Raw genomic sequence first — 17,041 nt, 5'->3', positions numbered from 1 at the left:
AGGGCACCGCGTTGTCACGCGATGCCCCGACTTTTCCCTAACAAGGTCGTTCGATGAAAGAACGATCAGCTTTTGGCGACAGCCGCAACTTCGGCAGCGAAATCGCTCTCTTCCTTTTCGATGCCTTCACCGAGCAGGAGGCGTGCCATGCCGGTTACTTCGATCGACGCGCCGGCGAGCTTTTCAGCGTCCTTGACGGCCTGACCTACGGTGATGTCAGGGTTCATGACGAATGCCTGCGACAGCAGCGCGACCTCTTCGAAGAACTTGCGCATGCGGCCTTCGACCATCTTCTCGATGATGGCGTCCGGCTTGCCGGAAGCGCGTGACTGCTCGATGAACACGTTGCGTTCGCGCTCGGCGACAGCTGCGTCAACTTCTTCCGAACGGATGGCGAGCGGGTTGGTCGCAGCGATATGCATGGCGACCTGCTTGCCGATAGAGGTCAGGACTTCCTTGTCACCAACCGACTTCAGCGCAACCAGAACGCCGAGCTTGCCAAGTCCGTCGCCGGCGGCGTTGTGGACATAGGTCGCGACGACACCGTGGTCGACCTCCAGCAGAGCGGCACGACGCAGGGACATGTTCTCGCCGATGGTGGCGATTGCGTCCTTGATGGTGTCGGCAACCGACTTGCCCGAAGCCGGGTAGGTGGCGGCGGAGATCGCATCAACCGAACCGTCGGTGGTCAGCGCAACAGAAGCAACGCCACGGACGAGATCCTGGAAGGCGTCGTTGCGGGCAACGAAGTCGGTTTCGGAGTTGACTTCGACGACGACGGCCTTGTGGCCGGCGCTGGCAATGCCGATGAGGCCTTCAGCAGCGGTACGGCCAGACTTCTTGTCGGCCTTGGCGATGCCCTTGGCGCGCAGCCAGTCGATCGCGGCTTCGATGTCACCGTCGTTCTCGGTGAGCGCCTTCTTGCAGTCCATCATGCCTGCGCCGGACTTTTCGCGCAGTTCCTTAACCAGTGCTGCAGTGATTTCAGCCATTGTGTGCCTCTTGTCTGTTCAGGCGGTGCCAGTCATCCGCGGGATGCCTGGACTGCACCCTGTTTGGGGGACGAAATGTACCCGGAAATGTGACAGCGTGATGAAGCAAAGCCATCACGAAAAACGATCTGCCGCCTTGTTGACCCGGCAAGCCTGGGCGGCCGAGCATCAAGGGGGCAAGGCCGCCGGGAAGCTCAAGGCCTCCAGGCGGCCGATCCCAATCGGGAAAACCGGCCGGGCCAAAGGCCCAGCCGTGCGGCACCCTTAGGCGCCGGCTTCTTCTGCAAGCGCCGGCTCGACCGGAGCTTCGGCCGAGGCGCCGATGTCACGGCCCGAAGCGCCCTGCTGGCGTGCGATACCGTCGATGGCGGCGCGGGCGATCAGGTCGCAGTAAAGCGAGATGGCGCGCGAGGCATCGTCGTTACCCGGGATCGGATAGTCGATCAGGTCCGGATCGCAGTTCGAATCGATGATGGCGACGACCGGGATGCCGAGGCGCTTGGCTTCGTCGATCGCGATCTTTTCCTTGTTGGTGTCGATGATGAACATCAGGTCCGGGGTGCCGCCCATGTCACGGATACCGCCGAGAGCCTTGTCCAGCTTCTCGCGTTCACGCTCGAGGTTCAGGCGCTCCTTCTTGGTGAAGCCAGAGGCTTCCGAGTTCAGGATCTCATCGAGCTTGCGCAGGCGCTGGATCGAATTCGAGATCGTCTTCCAGTTCGTCATCATGCCGCCGAGCCAGCGCGAGTTGACATAGTACTGGGCCGAACGCTTCGCCGAATCGGCGATCAGTTCGGAAGCCTGACGCTTGGTGCCAACGAAGAGCACGCGGCCGCCACGGGCGACGGTGTCAGACACGACCTGAAGGGCGCGCGACAGCATCGGAACGGTCTGAGCCAGGTCAATGATGTGAATATTGTTACGATCGCCGAAGATGTACGGCTTCATCTTCGGGTTCCAGCGGTGCGTCTGGTGGCCGAAGTGAACGCCAGCTTCCAGAAGCTGACGCATGCTAAAATCAGGCAATGCCATGCCTTTTCTCCTTTTCCGGTTTAACCCCCGCGAGACAAACAGCACCTCTTTCGAGGATACCACCGGCGGAACCTCCCGGATTTCTCCCGGTCGATCCCAAGCCTCGCGTGTGGAATGAGGCTGGCCATATAGCGACTTCCAAGGGAAATCAAGGGAATTTCGGCCAAAATCTGGTTTCAGCCGACCGCCTCGTTGTTTTCAGCGGCAGTCGCCCGAACCAAGCACCTCCAGCTTCGTCAGTTTACCTGTCAGCACGAAATCCCCGTAGTCGAGCGTCAAATCGCGGGAGACACCATTCTCGTAAAGCTTGAAGGACTGGGTGTAGATCGGGAGGACGTCGCCTGTCGCCTTCTCGTCAAAATAGGCGATCGATACCGGCCAATAGGCCTCTCCCGCAAGGAGACCCACGGACTTGTCCGCCGCCTCGACAGCAGTCGGCTTGTGCGACGGACCAACGACGGTCGTCGTCAGATAGCTCTTGTCGCCGTCTTCCGAGCCATCGAAGATGCGGGCCTCGAACAGCGCCTTGCCATTGCGCGCATTGTCGATCAATTCCAGCATGTGCTCGGCCGGGAAACGGCTGTCGGCCAGTTCGACCGCCCGCGGTGTCGGCTCCTCGATCTCGATCTTGACCTTGCCGTTTTCGTCGGCTGCCGCCCCGCTCACGTCCTTGTCCATCTTGTCATCGGTAAAGGACTTGGTTTCGAAGCGGAACTTGCCAGCGACCAGATCCTCGAAGGTCATGCTCTGCTGATCCGTAACGCGAACCTGCTCGCCGGTGTCGATGCGGGTGACAAAGCGGAAATTCGTCGTGTAGCCGTCACATTTCGAACCGCTGAACTCGTAGACCATGCGACCATGCATGCCCTCGATGCCGGATCGTTCGGAGGCGCGTTCGAGCTGGATGTCGTAGACCGCCCTATGCGGAACGAGACCGCCGGCTGCCGCCGCATTGGCAGTGGCGGCCGTCAGGCCGACGGCGCCACCGGCTACCAAAAGCACGGCTAAGCTCGAACGAAACATCGACATCCTCCTGTTGCACATGGCCGCGATGTTATAAGAACAGTTCCGGCAAAAGCGAGACAAGCTTTTGGTCGCAACAAGATTCTCTCAATTATTTTATGCAGACCGGGAAACGCACATGTCCGATACGATAGACGGCCGCCTCAAGACCATGGGTATCACCCTGCCGGAAGCGGCAGCACCCGCCGCCAATTATGTCCCTTACGTGATCAGCGGTAACCTTCTCTATCTGTCCGGCCAGTTGCCGATCGAAGGCGGCAAGATCGCCGTCACCGGGCTCGTCGGTACGGACGTCGCCCTGGCCGATGCCCAGCGCGCCGCAGAACTCTGCGCCATCAATATCCTTGCCCAGGCCAAGTCCGCCCTTGCCGGCGATCTCGGCCGGATCGCGCGCGTCATCAAGCTCAACGGCTTTGTCGCCTCGGCTCCCGGCTTCACCGAACAACACTTGGTCATCAATGGCGCCTCGAACCTGATCGCCGGCGTTCTCGGAGATGCCGGCAAGCATGCGCGCGCTGCCGTCGGCATGGCCGCGCTTCCGCTCAACGCCTCGGTCGAGATCGATGCCATCCTGGAGATCAGCCTGTGAGCGACGCCAGTTGGATCAAGGATCGTCCGGTCGCCCATCGTGGCTTCCACGACATGAACAAAACGGTATGGGAGAACACGCTCTCTGCCTTCCAGCGAGCCATAGACGCCGGATTTGCCATCGAATGCGACATCCAGCTTTCGTCCGACAGCGTACCGATGGTGTTCCATGACCATGACCTGCAGCGTCTGTGCGGCATTGCCGGCGAAGTACGCGAGCGCACCGCCGGCGAACTTGGCCTGCTCTCCATCGGTGGCACCGGCGACAAAATCCCGACGCTCAAGAAGGTGCTCGCACTGGTCAAAGGACAGGTGCCGCTGGTGATCGAACTCAAGGGCATCAATGCCGAACAGGACGACGGCCTTGCCGAAGCCGTGCTCGAGGTGCTGGAAGGCTATCAGGGCAAGGTGGCGCTGATGAGCTTCGACTATTGGCTGCTGCGGCAGCTTAAGGCACTGAATTGCCCTTACCCCGTCGGTCTGACGGCTGAAGGCGTCAAGCCGGAGCAGTTCACCGCGCATGAGGAGGCGATGCAGCTTGGCCTTGATTTCATCTCCTACTGCGTACCGCACCTTCCCAACAGCTTCGTTACGGCGCAGCGGGAACGCGGAATTCCGGTGATTACCTGGACGGTCAGGGATGAAACCATGCGTGCGCATACCTATACTTATGCGGACCAGATGACCTTCGAGGGTTTCGACCCCCGTGAGGTCGCCAGCGTATAACGAGAGCAGTATGCCGGGAGACATGACGATCCGGATTGAAGGATCCTTTTGCCAGATTGCTCCTGGACGCTGGGCCATGCTTGGTGGAGGCAGCCGCGGCGCGGACGGCTACAATCCGTTCGCCTCGCACGCCTTCCTGTCATCCCTTGAGGACTCGGGCTCGGCCGTGGCCGAGAGCGGCTGGCTCGGTCATCATCTTCTACTCGAAAACGACGCCGGCGAATTGCTCGGCGCTATTCCCTGCTACCTGAAGAGCCATAGCCGCGGCGAATATGTTTTCGACCAGGGCTGGGCCGACGCCTTCGAGCGGGCCGGCGGGCGTTACTATCCGAAACTGCAGAGCGCCTTCCCGTTCACCCCTGCAACGGGGCCGAGATTGATGGTGGCGCAGGGCCATGATCCTGAGAAGATCAGGCCATTGCTCGCGGCAGGCCTGCGCCAGGTGACCGACGAACTCGGCGTGTCTTCCGCGCATGTCACCTTCCTGCCGCAGGACGAGTTGCCAGCCTTTGCCGCCGGCGGTTATCTGCATCGCACCGACCAGCAGTTCCATTTCCTCAATCCCGGATACCGCGATCACGACGATTTCCTCGACACGCTCGCCTCGCGCAAGCGCAAGGCGCTGAAAAAGGAACGCCGCGCGGCGCTGGAGAACGGTATCTCGATTGACTGGCTGACCGGCTCCGACCTCACGGAGGACATCTGGGACCAGTTCTTCGCCTTCTATATGGACACCGGCAGCCGCAAATGGGGCAAACCCTATCTGACCCGGGACTTCTACTCGCTGATCGGCGAGCGCATGGCCGACGACATTTTGCTGGTGATGGCCAGACGCGAGGGACGCTATGTGGCCGGCGCAATCAACTTCATCGGCGCCGACGCCCTTTACGGCCGGCACTGGGGCTGCATCGAGGACCACCCCTATCTGCATTTCGAGGTCTGCTATCATCAGGCGATCGACTTCGCCCTGTCGCGCGGACTGAAGCGGGTCGAGGCGGGCGCGCAGGGCGAACATAAGCTGGCGCGCGGCTACCAGCCGGTCACGACCCATTCAGCGCATTATATTGCCCACCCAGGCCTGCGTCAGGCCGTGTCCGATTATCTCGCGCAAGAACGGCGCGAGGTCGAGCAAATGGCCGAGATCCTTGGCGAACATACTCCGTTCCGCCGCGGCGAACGGCAGCAACGCGATGGCGAGAGCGACGAATAGGCCGCTTGATCATCGCGCGCCCGCTGCCTTAACTACGGTCAAACCTCAGGAGATTCCCTATGACCAGCCCCGCCTATGATCCGAACAACATCTTCGCCAAGATCCTGAAGGGCGAGATCCCGTCCGTGAAGCTCTACGAGGACGACGACACACTCGCCTTCATGGATGTCATGCCCCAGGCGACCGGACATCTTCTGGTCATCCCGAAGACCGGATCGCGCAACCTGCTCGACGCCGATCCGGCGGTCCTCGTCAAGCTGATCCCGGTGGTACAGAAACTCGCCAACGCCGCCAAGCAGGCCTTCGAGGCCGACGGCGTTTTCGTCGCCCAGTTCAACGAAGCAGCAGCCGGCCAGACCGTCTACCACTTGCATTTTCACGTCATCCCGCGCCACGAGGGTGTGCCGCTCAAGCCGCATTCCGGCAAGATGGAAGACATCGAGGTGTTGAAGGCCAACGCAGAGAAGATCAAGGCAGCGCTCTAAGCGCGAGCCTGCCCCGCCTTCCCCACCACTCAAGAGTCGCGGAAGGCGGCGAAATCCCCTTAACCGTGACCACTCCTTACCTCACTCCGGATCGCGATAGCCGTTGCGCTCCGGGAATGGCCAGTCCTTCAACAGGTCCATGTCCGGCCTGAAAACCTCGACCTTCAGCGGATAGCAGATGGCGGTATCACTCGAGTGCTGGGCGCTGCAATCGCCGCCCGGGCACGCCGACAGGCCACCCAAGAGATCGATTTCGGCGAAGAACTCGATGTAGTCACCCGGACGCACCGGGCTTGCCTTCATGAAGTACTGGTGCGTGTCAGCAGTAAACCCCGTGCACATGAAGACATTCAGCACGTCGTGCACCAAGGGCTCTGCCTCCGCGAATGACATGCCTTTTGCACCGGCCAGCGCGCGGGTCAGGTTGGAATGGCAGCAATGGTGATAATCTCCGCCCGACAGGAGCCTGCTGGTGTAGGGATCGCAGCGGGTGCCGATCACGTCGTGAACACTGCCGCCAAATTCGTCGAAACCGTACCAGCCGAGTGTGTCGTGCGTGATCGTCGCCATCGGACGCAAATTGGGCAAAGTGCTCCACAGGCGGTTTCCGGTTGTCACATGCGTGGCATGCAGCGCCCGTGTCTTGCCGCTGAAGAAGCGTTCGGTCAGATCATCGGCGTTCCACAGATTAAGGTCGCCGACCTGGGGACCGTCGATACTCAGAATGCGAAAGAAATGCCCCTTGGGGACAGAAAAGGTCGCGCCCTCGCGCGGCGGCACCACGATATCGCCGATCTTCTCCAGCGTGGTACGCAAGCGATCGATCAGATCCATATCAGGCTCCGGCAGCGTTCCGTTCGGATAGCAGATCACGGGCTTGACCGCGCGGCGTTCGGCGGCATCGGCGGGGGCTTCTAAAGGCCTGGACGACGACATGGCATTTCCTGTGGTTGCCGAATTCACTTTATCTCACCACCATGACATGGGCGGGATCGCAGCACGCGTTCGATTGCGTCTCGCGCCTTGCCCCACAGCGGCGGCAGTCAAAGAATCGCCAGCCCGAACGAGAGCAAAGCGAGTGGCACAACCACACCAACCACAACCTTCTGGCCGCTAACCAGAAAGGCGGCAAAACCGATGATCGCTGCGCCAAGGCGCAGCCAGAGTGGGGAGTCGGCCAAGCTTCCAGTCGGGAAGACGATCAGCTTGGCGGTCACGGCCATGACCAGCGCGGTGGCGACCGCCCTCACCCAGCTCAACGCCTCCGAGCCTTCGGCGAGACGGTTTCCGACGAGGACGCCGAGCCAGCGCCATAGATCGGTGGCAAACCACCCGGCGAACAGGATGACGCCATAGGGCCAGAGATCGGCGGCGGTCATGGCTCATCTCCCTTCCCTGCGCCGGTAAACACGCGCCGGCGCATCACGTAGCGGTCAATCAGATAGGCAAGCGTTCCGCCGCCGATGCCGGCGATCAGGATATCTATTCCGGGGGTGAGAACAGCGAGCAATGGCCCTGCCAAGACGCCGATAACAAAGGCGACCCTCACCACGGAATGGCGGGCAGAAGCCCAGATGGAACCGACGAAATAAACCGGCGTCAGGAAGAACAGGACGCCGGCGACAGCCGGCGGGAAGGTCGCGACCAATCCGTAGCTCAAACCGACAAGGATGGTGTTGGCGGCAACGAGCGTCAGGCCGAAACCGGCGAAATAGGCGACGCGCGCCGGACGCGGAACGTTCTTCAGCGAGCCCGTGGCAAAGACCCAGGCCGTAATGGCGACGAAATGCGACAGGACCAGCAAAAGCCAGGTCGGAGTGCGAGGGCCGCGCAGTTCCGGCACAAGCGAGGCGACCATGGGCATCATGCGGATGGAAGAAAGCGTGACCGCCAGAAACATCGCCAGGACATTGGCGCCGCTCGCCATCATGCCAATCAGGATCATCTTTGCCGGCAACGCCCAGATCATAGCCGTCATGAACATGGCCTCGCTGCGACTGATACCCGATTCGAGCGCAAAGGCGCTGAAGCCGACAAAGGAGGTCATCAGGATGAAGGCCGGCAGGGAGAAAATGCCGCGCGCACCCGCAAGGAACCAGCGCAAGGAGGCGACATCGGTTTGGGATGATGGCATCGGCAGATCCGGCGCAGGAGGTAACGGGACGGCCAGACGACCGGAATGACTAAGAGACAGGACGTATACCGCCGATATCCGGCTCGATACAGAGGCTTTCGCTACCGTCCGGATGTTGCTACCGCATTCCGTCCGGCCCGCCGCTGACGGTGATCATCAGCCAACCATTGCCTCGACGCTTGTAGACCTCGGTCCAACGTCCGCCGACGTGCCTTGTGGTTCCGTCGTCCGCTTCCACATCGGCCTCGTAGCTGTAGTGGACAACGCCGACCTCCTGGTCGAAGATCGTGATTTTCAGCGGCTTCAGCCGATAGCGCAGCACGCGCGGCGTCCCCGGCCCGACCGAGGCGACCGCAGCCTCGTAATCGTGGACAAGGTCGAGGCCGGTCACCCAGCCCGAATAATCGCGATGCAGCAGCTTGCGGACAGGACCTGCCTCCCGGCGGCGTGCGATTTCCCAAAGCTCCGTCACATGCTCCCAGAGGTCACGCTCATCCTGCGAAAAGTGTTGCGCTCCCTGTTCCTTGATATCCATCCTGCCACCCCGCTTTATCAATTCTCCCTGGTCGAACGCTAGCGCTGCGCCGATGCTTGTCGCAAGGCCGATGGATCCCATTCGAGGAACATTCACGAGAACGTCACCATCAAATGGAAAACCCCTCGCGGCATAGCCGCGAGGGGGCATCTATCAATCTTGTCAATGAACGAAAAAGACCCGCCGCAAGCTCGCGGCCAAGGCGCCTACTTCTTCTTCGGCACCTTAGGCACGGAGCTGCGTTTGGCCACCGTCTTTTCGGAGGTCGCCTGGTCCGCACCGCTGGCTGCTTTCGGCTTGGACCTGGCCTTACGAGGCTTGGCCGAAGCCTCGCCTTCGCTCTCGACCAGTTCGGCCTCGGGCTTCGGCTTGACAGGAACGGCATCGGAAAGCGCCTCGAGATCGAGCACGTCCGCCCCGTTCTCGTCCTTCTTCACGCCGACCTTGACCAGGCCGCCCTTCTTCAGCTTGCCGAACAGGATCTCGTTGGCGAGCGGTTTCTTGATGTACTCCTGAATGACCCGCGACAGCGGCCGGGCGCCCATCTTCTCGTCGTAGCCCCGCGTCGCAAGCCATGCGATCGCCTCCTCGGAGAGGTCGAACGTGACATTGCGCTCGGACAACTGAGCTTCCAACTGCATGACGAACTTCTGCACGACCTGATGGATGACCTCGGTCGGCAGCGGCGCGAACTGGATGATCGCGTCGAGACGGTTGCGGAATTCCGGCGTGAACAGGCGGTTCAGCGCCTCCTCGTCCTCACCGGTACGCTTGGACGAGCCGAAGCCGATGGCGGCCTTGGCCATTTCCGCAGCGCCCGCATTGGTCGTCATGATCAGGATGACGTTGCGGAAGTCGATCTTCTTGCCGTTGTGGTCGGTCAGCGAGCCATGGTCCATCACCTGCAACAGGATGTTGTAGATGTCCGGATGGGCCTTCTCGATTTCGTCGAGCAGCACGACACAATGGGGATGCTGATCGACGCCATCGGTCAAGAGTCCTCCCTGATCGAAGCCGACATAGCCGGGAGGTGCGCCGAGCAGACGCGAAACCGTATGCCGCTCCATGTATTCCGACATGTCGAAGCGCAGGAGTTCAACGCCGAGCGAGGCAGCGAGCTGTTTGGCGACTTCCGTCTTGCCAACACCGGTCGGGCCGGAGAAGACGTAGGAACCAATAGGTTTGTTCGGTTCGCGAAGGCCGGCGCGGGCCAGCTTGATCGCTGTCGACAGCGCCTCGATCGCCGCGTCCTGGCCATAGACGACCGAACGCAGTTCCTTATCCAGGTTGGCGAGAACCATCTCGTCGTCCTTGGAAACGGTCTTGGCTGGAATGCGGGCCATCGTCGCGATGGTCGCCTCGATCTCCTTTTCGGTGATCAACTTGCGGCGCTTTGACGCCGGCAGCAGCATCTGCGCCGCACCAGTTTCGTCGATCACGTCGATCGCCTTGTCCGGAAGCTTCCGGTCGGAAATGTAACGGGCCGAGAGCTCGACCGCCGACTTGATCGCCTCGTTCGTGTACTTCAGCTTGTGATAGTCCTCGAAATAGGGCTTCAGGCCCTTCATGATCTCGATCGCATCCTCGATGGTCGGCTCGCTGACGTCGATCTTCTGGAAACGGCGAACGAGGGCCCGGTCCTTCTCGAAGAATTGGCGGTACTCCTTGTAGGTGGTCGAACCGATGCAGCGGATCGCACCCGAAGAGAGCGCCGGCTTCAGCAAGTTCGACGCATCCATGGCGCCGCCGGAGGTGGCACCAGCGCCGATCACGGTATGGATCTCGTCGATGAACAGCACGGCGCCCGGATAGTCCTCAAGCTCCTTGACGACCTGCTTCAGACGCTCCTCGAAGTCGCCGCGATAGCGGGTGCCAGCCAGTAGCGTGCCCATGTCGAGCGAGAAGATCGTCGCGTCCTTCAGCGCGTCGGGAACCTTGCCCTCGACGATGCGCTTGGCCAGACCCTCGGCGATCGCCGTCTTGCCGACGCCCGGGTCGCCGACATAAAGCGGATTGTTCTTGGAACGGCGGCAAAGCACCTGGATCGTCCGGTTGACCTCGTTGTGGCGGCCGATCAGCGGGTCGATCTTGCCGTTCTTGGCCTTCTCGTTGAGGTTCACGCAATAGGCCTTGAGAGCTTCCTGCTTGGTCTTGGTGCTTCCCTCATCCTGCTCCCGGGCCTGCTTGGCCTCCCCCTCGCCTTCCTCGCTGCCACGGGGCGGACGGGTTTCCGAGGTACCGGGACGCTTACCTATCCCGTGGGAAATGTAGTTTACCGCATCATAGCGGGTCATCTCCTGCTCTTGCAGGAAGAAGGCTGCATGACTTTCACGCTCTGCGAAGATGGCGACCAGCACATTGGCGCCCGTTACCTCCTCGCGGCCGGACGACTGGACGTGGATCACCGCACGCTGGATGACACGCTGAAAGCCGGAGGTCGGCTTGGAGTCCTCGTCGTAGCCCGTCACCAGATTGGCGAGTTCGTTGTCGACATAGTCGGCCACCGTCTTTCGCAAGACGTCGAGATTGACATTACAGGCGCCCATTACGGCGGCGGCATCCGCGTCGTCGATCAAGGCCAGCAGCAGGTGCTCAAGCGTGGCATATTCATGATGCCGCTCGTTGGCGTAGGTTAGTGCCTGGTGCAGCGCCTTCTCGAGGCTGGGAGAAAATGTTGGCACGTCAGTTCCTCACTTCTTTTCCATGACGCATTGAAGCGGATGCTCATGCTGCCGGGCGAAGTCCATCACCTGGCTTACCTTTGTCTCGGCGACTTCATAGGTGAAGACACCGCATTCCCCGACACCATGATTATGCACATGCAACATGATGCGAGTGGCTGCCTCCCTGTCCTTCTGGAAGAACCGCTCCAGTATGTGGATCACGAACTCCATCGGGGTATAGTCATCGTTGAGAAGCAGAACACGGTACAGGTTGGGCTTCTTCGTCTTGGGCTTGGTACGCGTGATCACCGAGGTGCCACGATTGGCATTATCCCCGTCCCGCTGGCTTTGCATGACGACCGGCTTGGCGATCATTTCTGTTCATTCTCCACTTGTCCGGCCGATATGCCGAAGACGCAACGCGACGGACAAACACTCAGCTCTGTAAGGTAGTTCATAATTCGGTGATTTTAAGCCCCCCCGCGCATAGCGCAAACAGATTTGCGCAGCAGTGGGGCGAAGCAGGCTCAAAAAGGTGCATGAGGCTTATACGAGCCCGTACAAATGGCAAGACCGGCCGCGCAAGCGCGGCCGGTCTTCAAGCATTCAGGAATATGGAAGCCGGAGATCAGGCTGCGGTCGACATGCCCGTCGCCTTGGCGACCGGTGCCTCATAAGGTTTGTAGACCGTCTTGCCGAGGTCGGCATACATTTCGCTCATCTTGGTCGCCTCGGCGACGAAGCGCTCGTAGGACGACTTCATGAAATTGGATTGCAGTTCGAAGGCGGTTTCGATGCTCTTGGCGCCCGACAGCGCTTCCATGAAGGCGCTGACGTCTTCGAAGGACTTCTTGGAGTATTCCGATGCTTCTGTCGCGATCGTCTGAAAACCTTTGGCCACTTCCGAATAATTCTTCAACATGGCGTCCATGGCTTCCTTGCCCTTCTTGTTGGCTTCGTCGAGATTGATCATGCCAGTGCTCCTTCGGGTCCGTTTCATTCGGTGCCCACATACATAGCAGCTGCACAAAATTACTCAAGTGTCTTGTGCGGCGCGACATATCGTTATGGTTGCAATCGAAAACAAAAGAAAGGCCGACCGGACAACGGTCGGCCATGCTTCCTTGAAAAGGAAAACATATATCAGCGCGCCTGCAACCGCTGGCTTAGAGATCGACGTCGAGGATCGCCATCGAAAAATTATAGGACAAATCGCCGTCCTCGTCGTCGCGGAAAACCACGCCGAGAAACTCATCGCCGGCATAGACTTCGGCCGAGTCGTCCTTGCGGGGACGAGCCTTAACCACCATGGCCGGGTTGAACATCCGCTTGAAATAGGCGTCGAGTTTCTTGATTTCTTCGGGCTTCACGATCCAGTCTCCATCGGGGGTCAAATTCGGCCCGCTTGTCGCATGCGCCGTCCGCCGCTGTAAAGACGCAAAGGCCATTCTTTGCCAAGCAGTATCCGACAGACGTAATGGGCAGGTGCCCGCGGCGTTGCAGACACCCGGGCAAATCAATCGGCGGCCAGCATCTGGTCCATCGAGCGCGCCGGCTCGGCGCAGCCTGCCTCACCGACGACACGTGCCGGAACGCCTGCCACCGTCGAACCGCGCGGCACAGGCTTAAGCACCACCGAGCCGGCGGCGATGCGCGAGCAGCAGCCGACCTCGATATTGCCGAGCACCTTGGCCCCTGCTCCGATCAGCACGCCGTCGCCGATCTTCGGATGGCGTTCCGCGCCTTCCTTGCCAGTGCCGCCGAGGGTAACGCCATGGAGGATCGAGACATTGTCGCCGATCCGGGCAGTCTCACCGACCACAAGGCCAGTCGCGTGGTCGAGGAAGATCCCCTTGCCGATCCGCGCGGCCGGATTGATGTCAGTCTGGAAGACGCTCGAGGCGCGGCTCTGCAGGTAGAGGGCGAAATCCCGGCGGCCATGGTTCCACAGCCAATGGGCCAGACGATGAGTCTGGATCGCGTGGAAACCCTTGAAATAGAGGACCGGCTCCATGAAACGGGTGCAAGCCGGATCACGGTCGTAGACAGCCTGGATATCGACGCGCATGATCGAGCCCCACTCCGGCCAGTCGCGCAGCATCTCGTCAAACGTCTGCCGCAGCAGGATGGCCTGCAAATCGGGATGATCGAGACGTTCGCAGATCCGGTAAATTACGCAATCTTCGAGCGAGCGGTGGTTCAGCACCGTCGAATAGAGGAACGCGGCCAGCAACGGATCATGGTCAGCCGCGGCCCGCGCCTCAATGCGCAGACTGTCCCAGATCGGATCCATGGACTGCACATGTTCTCTCTTGAGGATTTCGCCTTTTGCGGCCATTGCCGGTCTCCTCGTTTCCTGTTCGAACGCATTATATAGTCGATCCGTGAATCAACATAAATGGGCCTCCCTAATGAAACGCACCCACGACTTCGCCTCCGGCAGGATCCGCGTCGCCAGCCAGGCCGGCACCGGCCTCTTGCTGATCGACAATCCAGAACGGAAGAACGCCGTAACCGCCGCGATGTGGCGGGCCATTCCGGACGCAGTTCACTGGCTCTGCAACGAGGGGGAGGCAAGGGTCATCGTGATGATGGGCGCCGGCAGTAAGGACTTCAGCGCCGGCGCCGACATTTCTGAATTCCCGACCGTACGAAAAGACACCGCGACAGCCAGGCTCTACGAGAGCGAAAACAGCAAAGCCTTTGCGGCGATCCGCAACGCCCGCGTGCCGGTGATCGCCGCGATTCGCGGCATCTGCTACGGCGGTGGATTCGGACTTGCCGCCGCCTCCGACCTGAGGATCGCAGCAGAGGGAGCGGCCTTTGCTGTTCCGGCCGCCCGGCTTGGCCTCGCCTATCCGGCCGATGCGATGCAGGATTTTATCCAGTCCCTCGGCGCGCAACTGGCGCGCAAGGCGCTCTATACCGGCGCCCCCATGGGCGCCGACGAGCTTTTCGCTCGTGGCTTCCTACTTGAGGTCACCGCCCCTGACGCGCTCGAGCCGGCAGCACTGACGCTCGCAGAGACGATTGCCGGCAACGCACCGCTGTCGGTGCAGGCATCCAAGCTTGCCATTCGCGCAACAGGCCAGCAGGACGAAGACCTGATGCGCGAAGCGGAAGTGATCGGCGCAGCGACCTTCGATAGCGCCGACTATGCCGAGGGTCGCGCCGCTTTTGCACAGAAGCGGCGGCCGCAGTTCACCGGCCGCTGACCGCCAAGGCAGAACGCAAGGCGACGCGCCTTCTCAGCCGTCCGAAAGATTCCGATAGAAGTCGATGACTGCCTTCTTGAACACCTTGTCGCCGACGGCAAGCATGTGATCGCGGTTGGGAATGTCGATCGCGGTCGCATTGGGCATCAAGGCCGCCAACGCCTCGGGCGAGCCGGCAATGTCGTCCTTGGTGCCGACCGCGATCAGCGTCGGCACATCGACCTTGGCGATGTCGGCGCGCTCGACCAACACCCGCGACGTCTTGATGCAGGCGGCAAGCGCAAAGCGATCAGAATGGGTCTGGTCGGCGAAGGCGCGGAACATGCGGCCACGCGAATGGGTGACATCCGAGATAGAAGGCGCCAGCAGCGCCTCGGCGATCGGATCCCAGTCGCCGACGCCATCGCAAAGCCCAATGCCGAGCCCACCGAGCACAAGCGAGCGGACGCGATTGGCATGCTCGATGGCGAGGAAGGCCGAGATACGCGCGCCCATCGAATACCCCATGACGTGAGCCTGCTCGATGCCCAGGTGGGTTAGAAGCGCCGCCGCATCACCGGCCATCAGCGACGGGTGATAGGCATCCGGGTCATGAGGCCGGTCGCTGGCGCCATGGCCGCGATTGTCGATGGCGATCACCCTATAGCCCGCCTCGCCGAGCGTCTTCAGCCAGCCGGGATAGACCCAATTGACGCTCGCCGTCGAGGCGAAGCCATGGATCAGCAGGACAGGATCGCCCGCCGGATCGCCTTCGTCGAAGTAGGCGAGTTGAAGACCATCGTGGTACAGAAGCGAAAATGGAGGGGCGTCGAGATTCATCAGTTTTTCCTTGCGGCATCGGGTTTGCGCCACACTATAAAATGCGTACGACCGGTCAAACCCGATCCGTCGATTTTCTGTGGGCGGCCGGCGCGTTTGGCTCTACACATTCTTGTCGAACGGCGATATGGTCCGCCGCGTTGAATGGCAGAGCGGAGACGAATATGGCCGGGCACAGCATTCCCCATTTCCAGAACGACGGCGGTCATCAGGTGATCGAGATCGGCGTGAAGGAATTCATGTGCACGGGCGCGTCCGCCCCTTTCGATCATCCGCATATCTTCATCGACATGGGACATGACAACGAGAAGGTCTGCTCCTACTGCTCGACGCTCTACCGCTACAATCCCTCGCTCAAGGCCGAGCAGACCAACCCACCGGGCTGCGTCTACCATTTCAAGGCTGCGTAATCCGTCCTCCTCCATGATCGGATAGAATCATGTCGATCAAGAGCGCCGCCGTCATCGGAGCCGGGATGGCTGGGTTGACGGCCGCCTTGTCGTTTGCGCGCCATGGGATCCGCAGCGAGATCTTCGAGCAGGCTCCGCAGATCACCGAAGTTGGCGCCGGCCTGCAGATTTCTCCCAATGCCGCGCGCATCCTCGCCAAACTCGGCGCGCTGCCCGAGATCGAACGTCACTGGTGCGAACCAAACGAAGTGCGTCTTGCCTCGGGCGTGACGCTAAAACCGCTCGCGGCGGTCGCCACCGGGGCGTTCGCCCGCAAGCGCTGGGGCGCTCCCTACGGTGTCCTGCATCGCTCCACGCTGCAGCAGGCATTGCTGACGCAGGTCCTGCACAATCCCCTCTGCCGCCTCCACCTCGGCTGCCGGCTTGAGCAACCGGATGCAGAGACAATCGGGCGAATGACCGGTTCGCCGCCCGAACTCATTGTCGGGGCGGACGGGGCATGGTCGACTGCGCGCAAGCTGGTAGCAGGCAGCCCACAAATCCGTTTTTCCGGCAATATCGCCTGGCGCTTCACCGTGCCATCCGCTGGCGCGCCGTCCTTCCTCGACCCAGTCAACGTCACCGCCTATCTCGGACCGAATACGCATCTGGTCGCCTATCCACTCAAGGAGATCGACGGCTTCAACATCGTCGCGATCGCGGCTGGAAACGACCCCGGTGAAACCTGGAGTGCCGTGGGCAGCGCGGCCCAGCGCGCGCTGTTGCTGCGCCAGTTCGCCGGTTGGAACATTGAAATTTGTACCCTGCTCGCCTCGTTCGGAAATGCGACTTTCTGGCCTCTCTACGAGGCCTTGGACGGTCGCTGGCAGAATGGCCGAGACACCGTGCTGATCGGTGATGCGGCTCATGCGATGATGCCGTTTTCAGCCCAAGGCGCCGCCATGGCGATAGAAGACGCTTTCGAACTCGCCGGAGAAGTGTCGGGCGCCCTGCCTCTGCCCGAGGCGCTTGCCCACTTCGAGACGAACCGCAAAGCACGTGCGGCCCGTGTGCGCCAACGCGGCGCCTTCAACAAGTTCGCCTATCACGCCCGCGGACCGGTGCGGCTCGGTCGCGACATCGTTTTGTCGCTACGCTCGCCGCAGAGCCTCGCCGGTGATCTCGACTGGCTTTACGGCTATCGCGCCAAGGGCTGAGGCCTCAAACACT

The 17,041-nt window shown here is 61.1% G+C and carries 20 protein-coding genes; 7 read left to right on the top strand and 13 right to left on the bottom strand.

What is annotated here, in order from left to right; translation table 11 throughout:
- Window positions 1-65 precede the first annotated feature (65 nt).
- From tsf to RNA01_RS09330, 3 genes are all read right to left on the bottom strand, one after another.
- The gene (gene tsf, locus RNA01_RS09340) at window positions 66-992 is read right to left on the bottom strand and encodes a translation elongation factor Ts (protein WP_147179723.1); all 927 of its coding nucleotides are present in this window, start codon (window positions 990-992) and stop codon (window positions 66-68) included.
- Between the two features lie 264 nt (window positions 993-1,256).
- The gene (gene rpsB, locus RNA01_RS09335) at window positions 1,257-2,024 is read right to left on the bottom strand and encodes a 30S ribosomal protein S2 (RefSeq protein WP_147179721.1); all 768 of its coding nucleotides are present in this window, start codon (window positions 2,022-2,024) and stop codon (window positions 1,257-1,259) included.
- 198 nt (window positions 2,025-2,222) lie between these two features.
- Window positions 2,223-3,047, bottom strand: coding sequence for a cell envelope integrity EipB family protein (locus RNA01_RS09330; RefSeq protein WP_147179719.1), 825 nt, complete (start codon window positions 3,045-3,047; stop codon window positions 2,223-2,225).
- A gap of 118 nt (window positions 3,048-3,165) precedes the next feature.
- Here RNA01_RS09330 and RNA01_RS09325 point away from each other — a divergent pair, with 118 nt between their 5' ends.
- The 4 genes from RNA01_RS09325 to RNA01_RS09310 are packed head-to-tail and all read left to right on the top strand — an operon-like array spanning window position 3,166 to window position 6,056.
- Entirely contained in the window at window positions 3,166-3,636 is a 471-nt protein-coding gene (locus RNA01_RS09325; RefSeq protein ID WP_147179717.1) for a RidA family protein, read from the top strand.
- Complete coding sequence (locus RNA01_RS09320) at window positions 3,633-4,361, top strand: glycerophosphodiester phosphodiesterase (RefSeq protein WP_147179715.1); 729 nt, start codon at window positions 3,633-3,635, stop codon at window positions 4,359-4,361. The genes RNA01_RS09325 and RNA01_RS09320 overlap by 4 nt, the downstream gene beginning before the upstream one ends.
- A gap of 10 nt (window positions 4,362-4,371) precedes the next feature.
- Complete coding sequence (locus RNA01_RS09315; RefSeq protein ID WP_147179713.1) at window positions 4,372-5,571, top strand: GNAT family N-acetyltransferase; 1,200 nt, start codon at window positions 4,372-4,374, stop codon at window positions 5,569-5,571.
- A 59-nt stretch (window positions 5,572-5,630) separates the two neighbouring features.
- Window positions 5,631-6,056, top strand: coding sequence for an HIT family protein (locus tag RNA01_RS09310; protein ID WP_147179711.1), 426 nt, complete (start codon window positions 5,631-5,633; stop codon window positions 6,054-6,056).
- A gap of 81 nt (window positions 6,057-6,137) precedes the next feature.
- On the opposite strand, the gene RNA01_RS09305 is transcribed toward RNA01_RS09310, so the two are convergent.
- From RNA01_RS09305 to cysE, 9 genes are all read right to left on the bottom strand, one after another.
- A complete protein-coding gene (locus RNA01_RS09305; RefSeq protein WP_147179709.1) occupies window positions 6,138-6,992 on the bottom strand; it encodes an urea carboxylase-associated family protein in 855 nt (284 codons plus the stop codon).
- 107 nt (window positions 6,993-7,099) lie between these two features.
- The gene (locus RNA01_RS09300; protein ID WP_147179707.1) at window positions 7,100-7,435 is read right to left on the bottom strand and encodes an AzlD domain-containing protein; all 336 of its coding nucleotides are present in this window, start codon (window positions 7,433-7,435) and stop codon (window positions 7,100-7,102) included.
- Window positions 7,432-8,190, bottom strand: a complete 759-nt coding sequence (locus tag RNA01_RS09295) for an AzlC family ABC transporter permease (protein ID WP_147179705.1) — start codon at window positions 8,188-8,190, stop codon at window positions 7,432-7,434. The genes RNA01_RS09300 and RNA01_RS09295 overlap by 4 nt, the downstream gene beginning before the upstream one ends.
- Before the next feature lie 118 nt (window positions 8,191-8,308).
- Window positions 8,309-8,725 (bottom strand): nuclear transport factor 2 family protein, encoded by a 417-nt coding sequence (locus RNA01_RS09290; RefSeq protein ID WP_147179703.1) that lies wholly within the window; start codon window positions 8,723-8,725, stop codon window positions 8,309-8,311.
- Between the two features lie 206 nt (window positions 8,726-8,931).
- Window positions 8,932-11,406, bottom strand: coding sequence for an ATP-dependent Clp protease ATP-binding subunit ClpA (clpA, locus tag RNA01_RS09285; protein WP_147179702.1), 2,475 nt, complete (start codon window positions 11,404-11,406; stop codon window positions 8,932-8,934).
- A gap of 9 nt (window positions 11,407-11,415) precedes the next feature.
- Complete coding sequence (clpS, locus tag RNA01_RS09280) at window positions 11,416-11,763, bottom strand: ATP-dependent Clp protease adapter ClpS (protein ID WP_147179700.1); 348 nt, start codon at window positions 11,761-11,763, stop codon at window positions 11,416-11,418.
- 253 nt (window positions 11,764-12,016) lie between these two features.
- Window positions 12,017-12,361 (bottom strand): phasin family protein, encoded by a 345-nt coding sequence (locus RNA01_RS09275; protein ID WP_147179698.1) that lies wholly within the window; start codon window positions 12,359-12,361, stop codon window positions 12,017-12,019.
- A 193-nt stretch (window positions 12,362-12,554) separates the two neighbouring features.
- On the bottom strand, window positions 12,555-12,758 hold the full coding sequence (locus RNA01_RS09270; RefSeq protein WP_147179696.1) for a DUF3126 family protein: 204 nt from the start codon (window positions 12,756-12,758) through the stop codon (window positions 12,555-12,557).
- A gap of 146 nt (window positions 12,759-12,904) precedes the next feature.
- A complete protein-coding gene (cysE, locus tag RNA01_RS09265; protein ID WP_147179694.1) occupies window positions 12,905-13,726 on the bottom strand; it encodes a serine O-acetyltransferase in 822 nt (273 codons plus the stop codon).
- A 73-nt stretch (window positions 13,727-13,799) separates the two neighbouring features.
- On the opposite strand from cysE, the gene RNA01_RS09260 reads away from it, so the two are divergent.
- On the top strand, window positions 13,800-14,603 hold the full coding sequence (locus RNA01_RS09260) for an enoyl-CoA hydratase-related protein (RefSeq protein ID WP_147179692.1): 804 nt from the start codon (window positions 13,800-13,802) through the stop codon (window positions 14,601-14,603).
- Window positions 14,604-14,636: 33 nt separating this feature from the next.
- Here the strand turns inward: RNA01_RS09260 and RNA01_RS09255 are convergent, their stop codons facing one another.
- The gene (locus tag RNA01_RS09255) at window positions 14,637-15,422 is read right to left on the bottom strand and encodes an alpha/beta fold hydrolase (RefSeq protein ID WP_147179690.1); all 786 of its coding nucleotides are present in this window, start codon (window positions 15,420-15,422) and stop codon (window positions 14,637-14,639) included.
- Window positions 15,423-15,586: 164 nt separating this feature from the next.
- Here RNA01_RS09255 and RNA01_RS09250 point away from each other — a divergent pair, with 164 nt between their 5' ends.
- Both RNA01_RS09250 and RNA01_RS09245 read left to right on the top strand, forming a co-directional pair.
- Window positions 15,587-15,832, top strand: coding sequence for a zinc-finger domain-containing protein (locus tag RNA01_RS09250; RefSeq protein ID WP_147179688.1), 246 nt, complete (start codon window positions 15,587-15,589; stop codon window positions 15,830-15,832).
- A 29-nt stretch (window positions 15,833-15,861) separates the two neighbouring features.
- Complete coding sequence (locus tag RNA01_RS09245) at window positions 15,862-17,028, top strand: FAD-dependent monooxygenase (RefSeq protein ID WP_147179686.1); 1,167 nt, start codon at window positions 15,862-15,864, stop codon at window positions 17,026-17,028.
- Window positions 17,029-17,041: the final 13 nt, after the last annotated feature.

It is taken from the genome of Paenirhizobium naphthalenivorans, assembly GCF_007992095.1.
In the GTDB taxonomy this organism is placed as follows: Bacteria; Pseudomonadota; Alphaproteobacteria; order Rhizobiales; family Rhizobiaceae; genus Allorhizobium; species Allorhizobium naphthalenivorans.
Note: the sequence above shows the minus strand (reverse complement) of the source record. Positions and strands in the feature narration are given on the sequence as shown.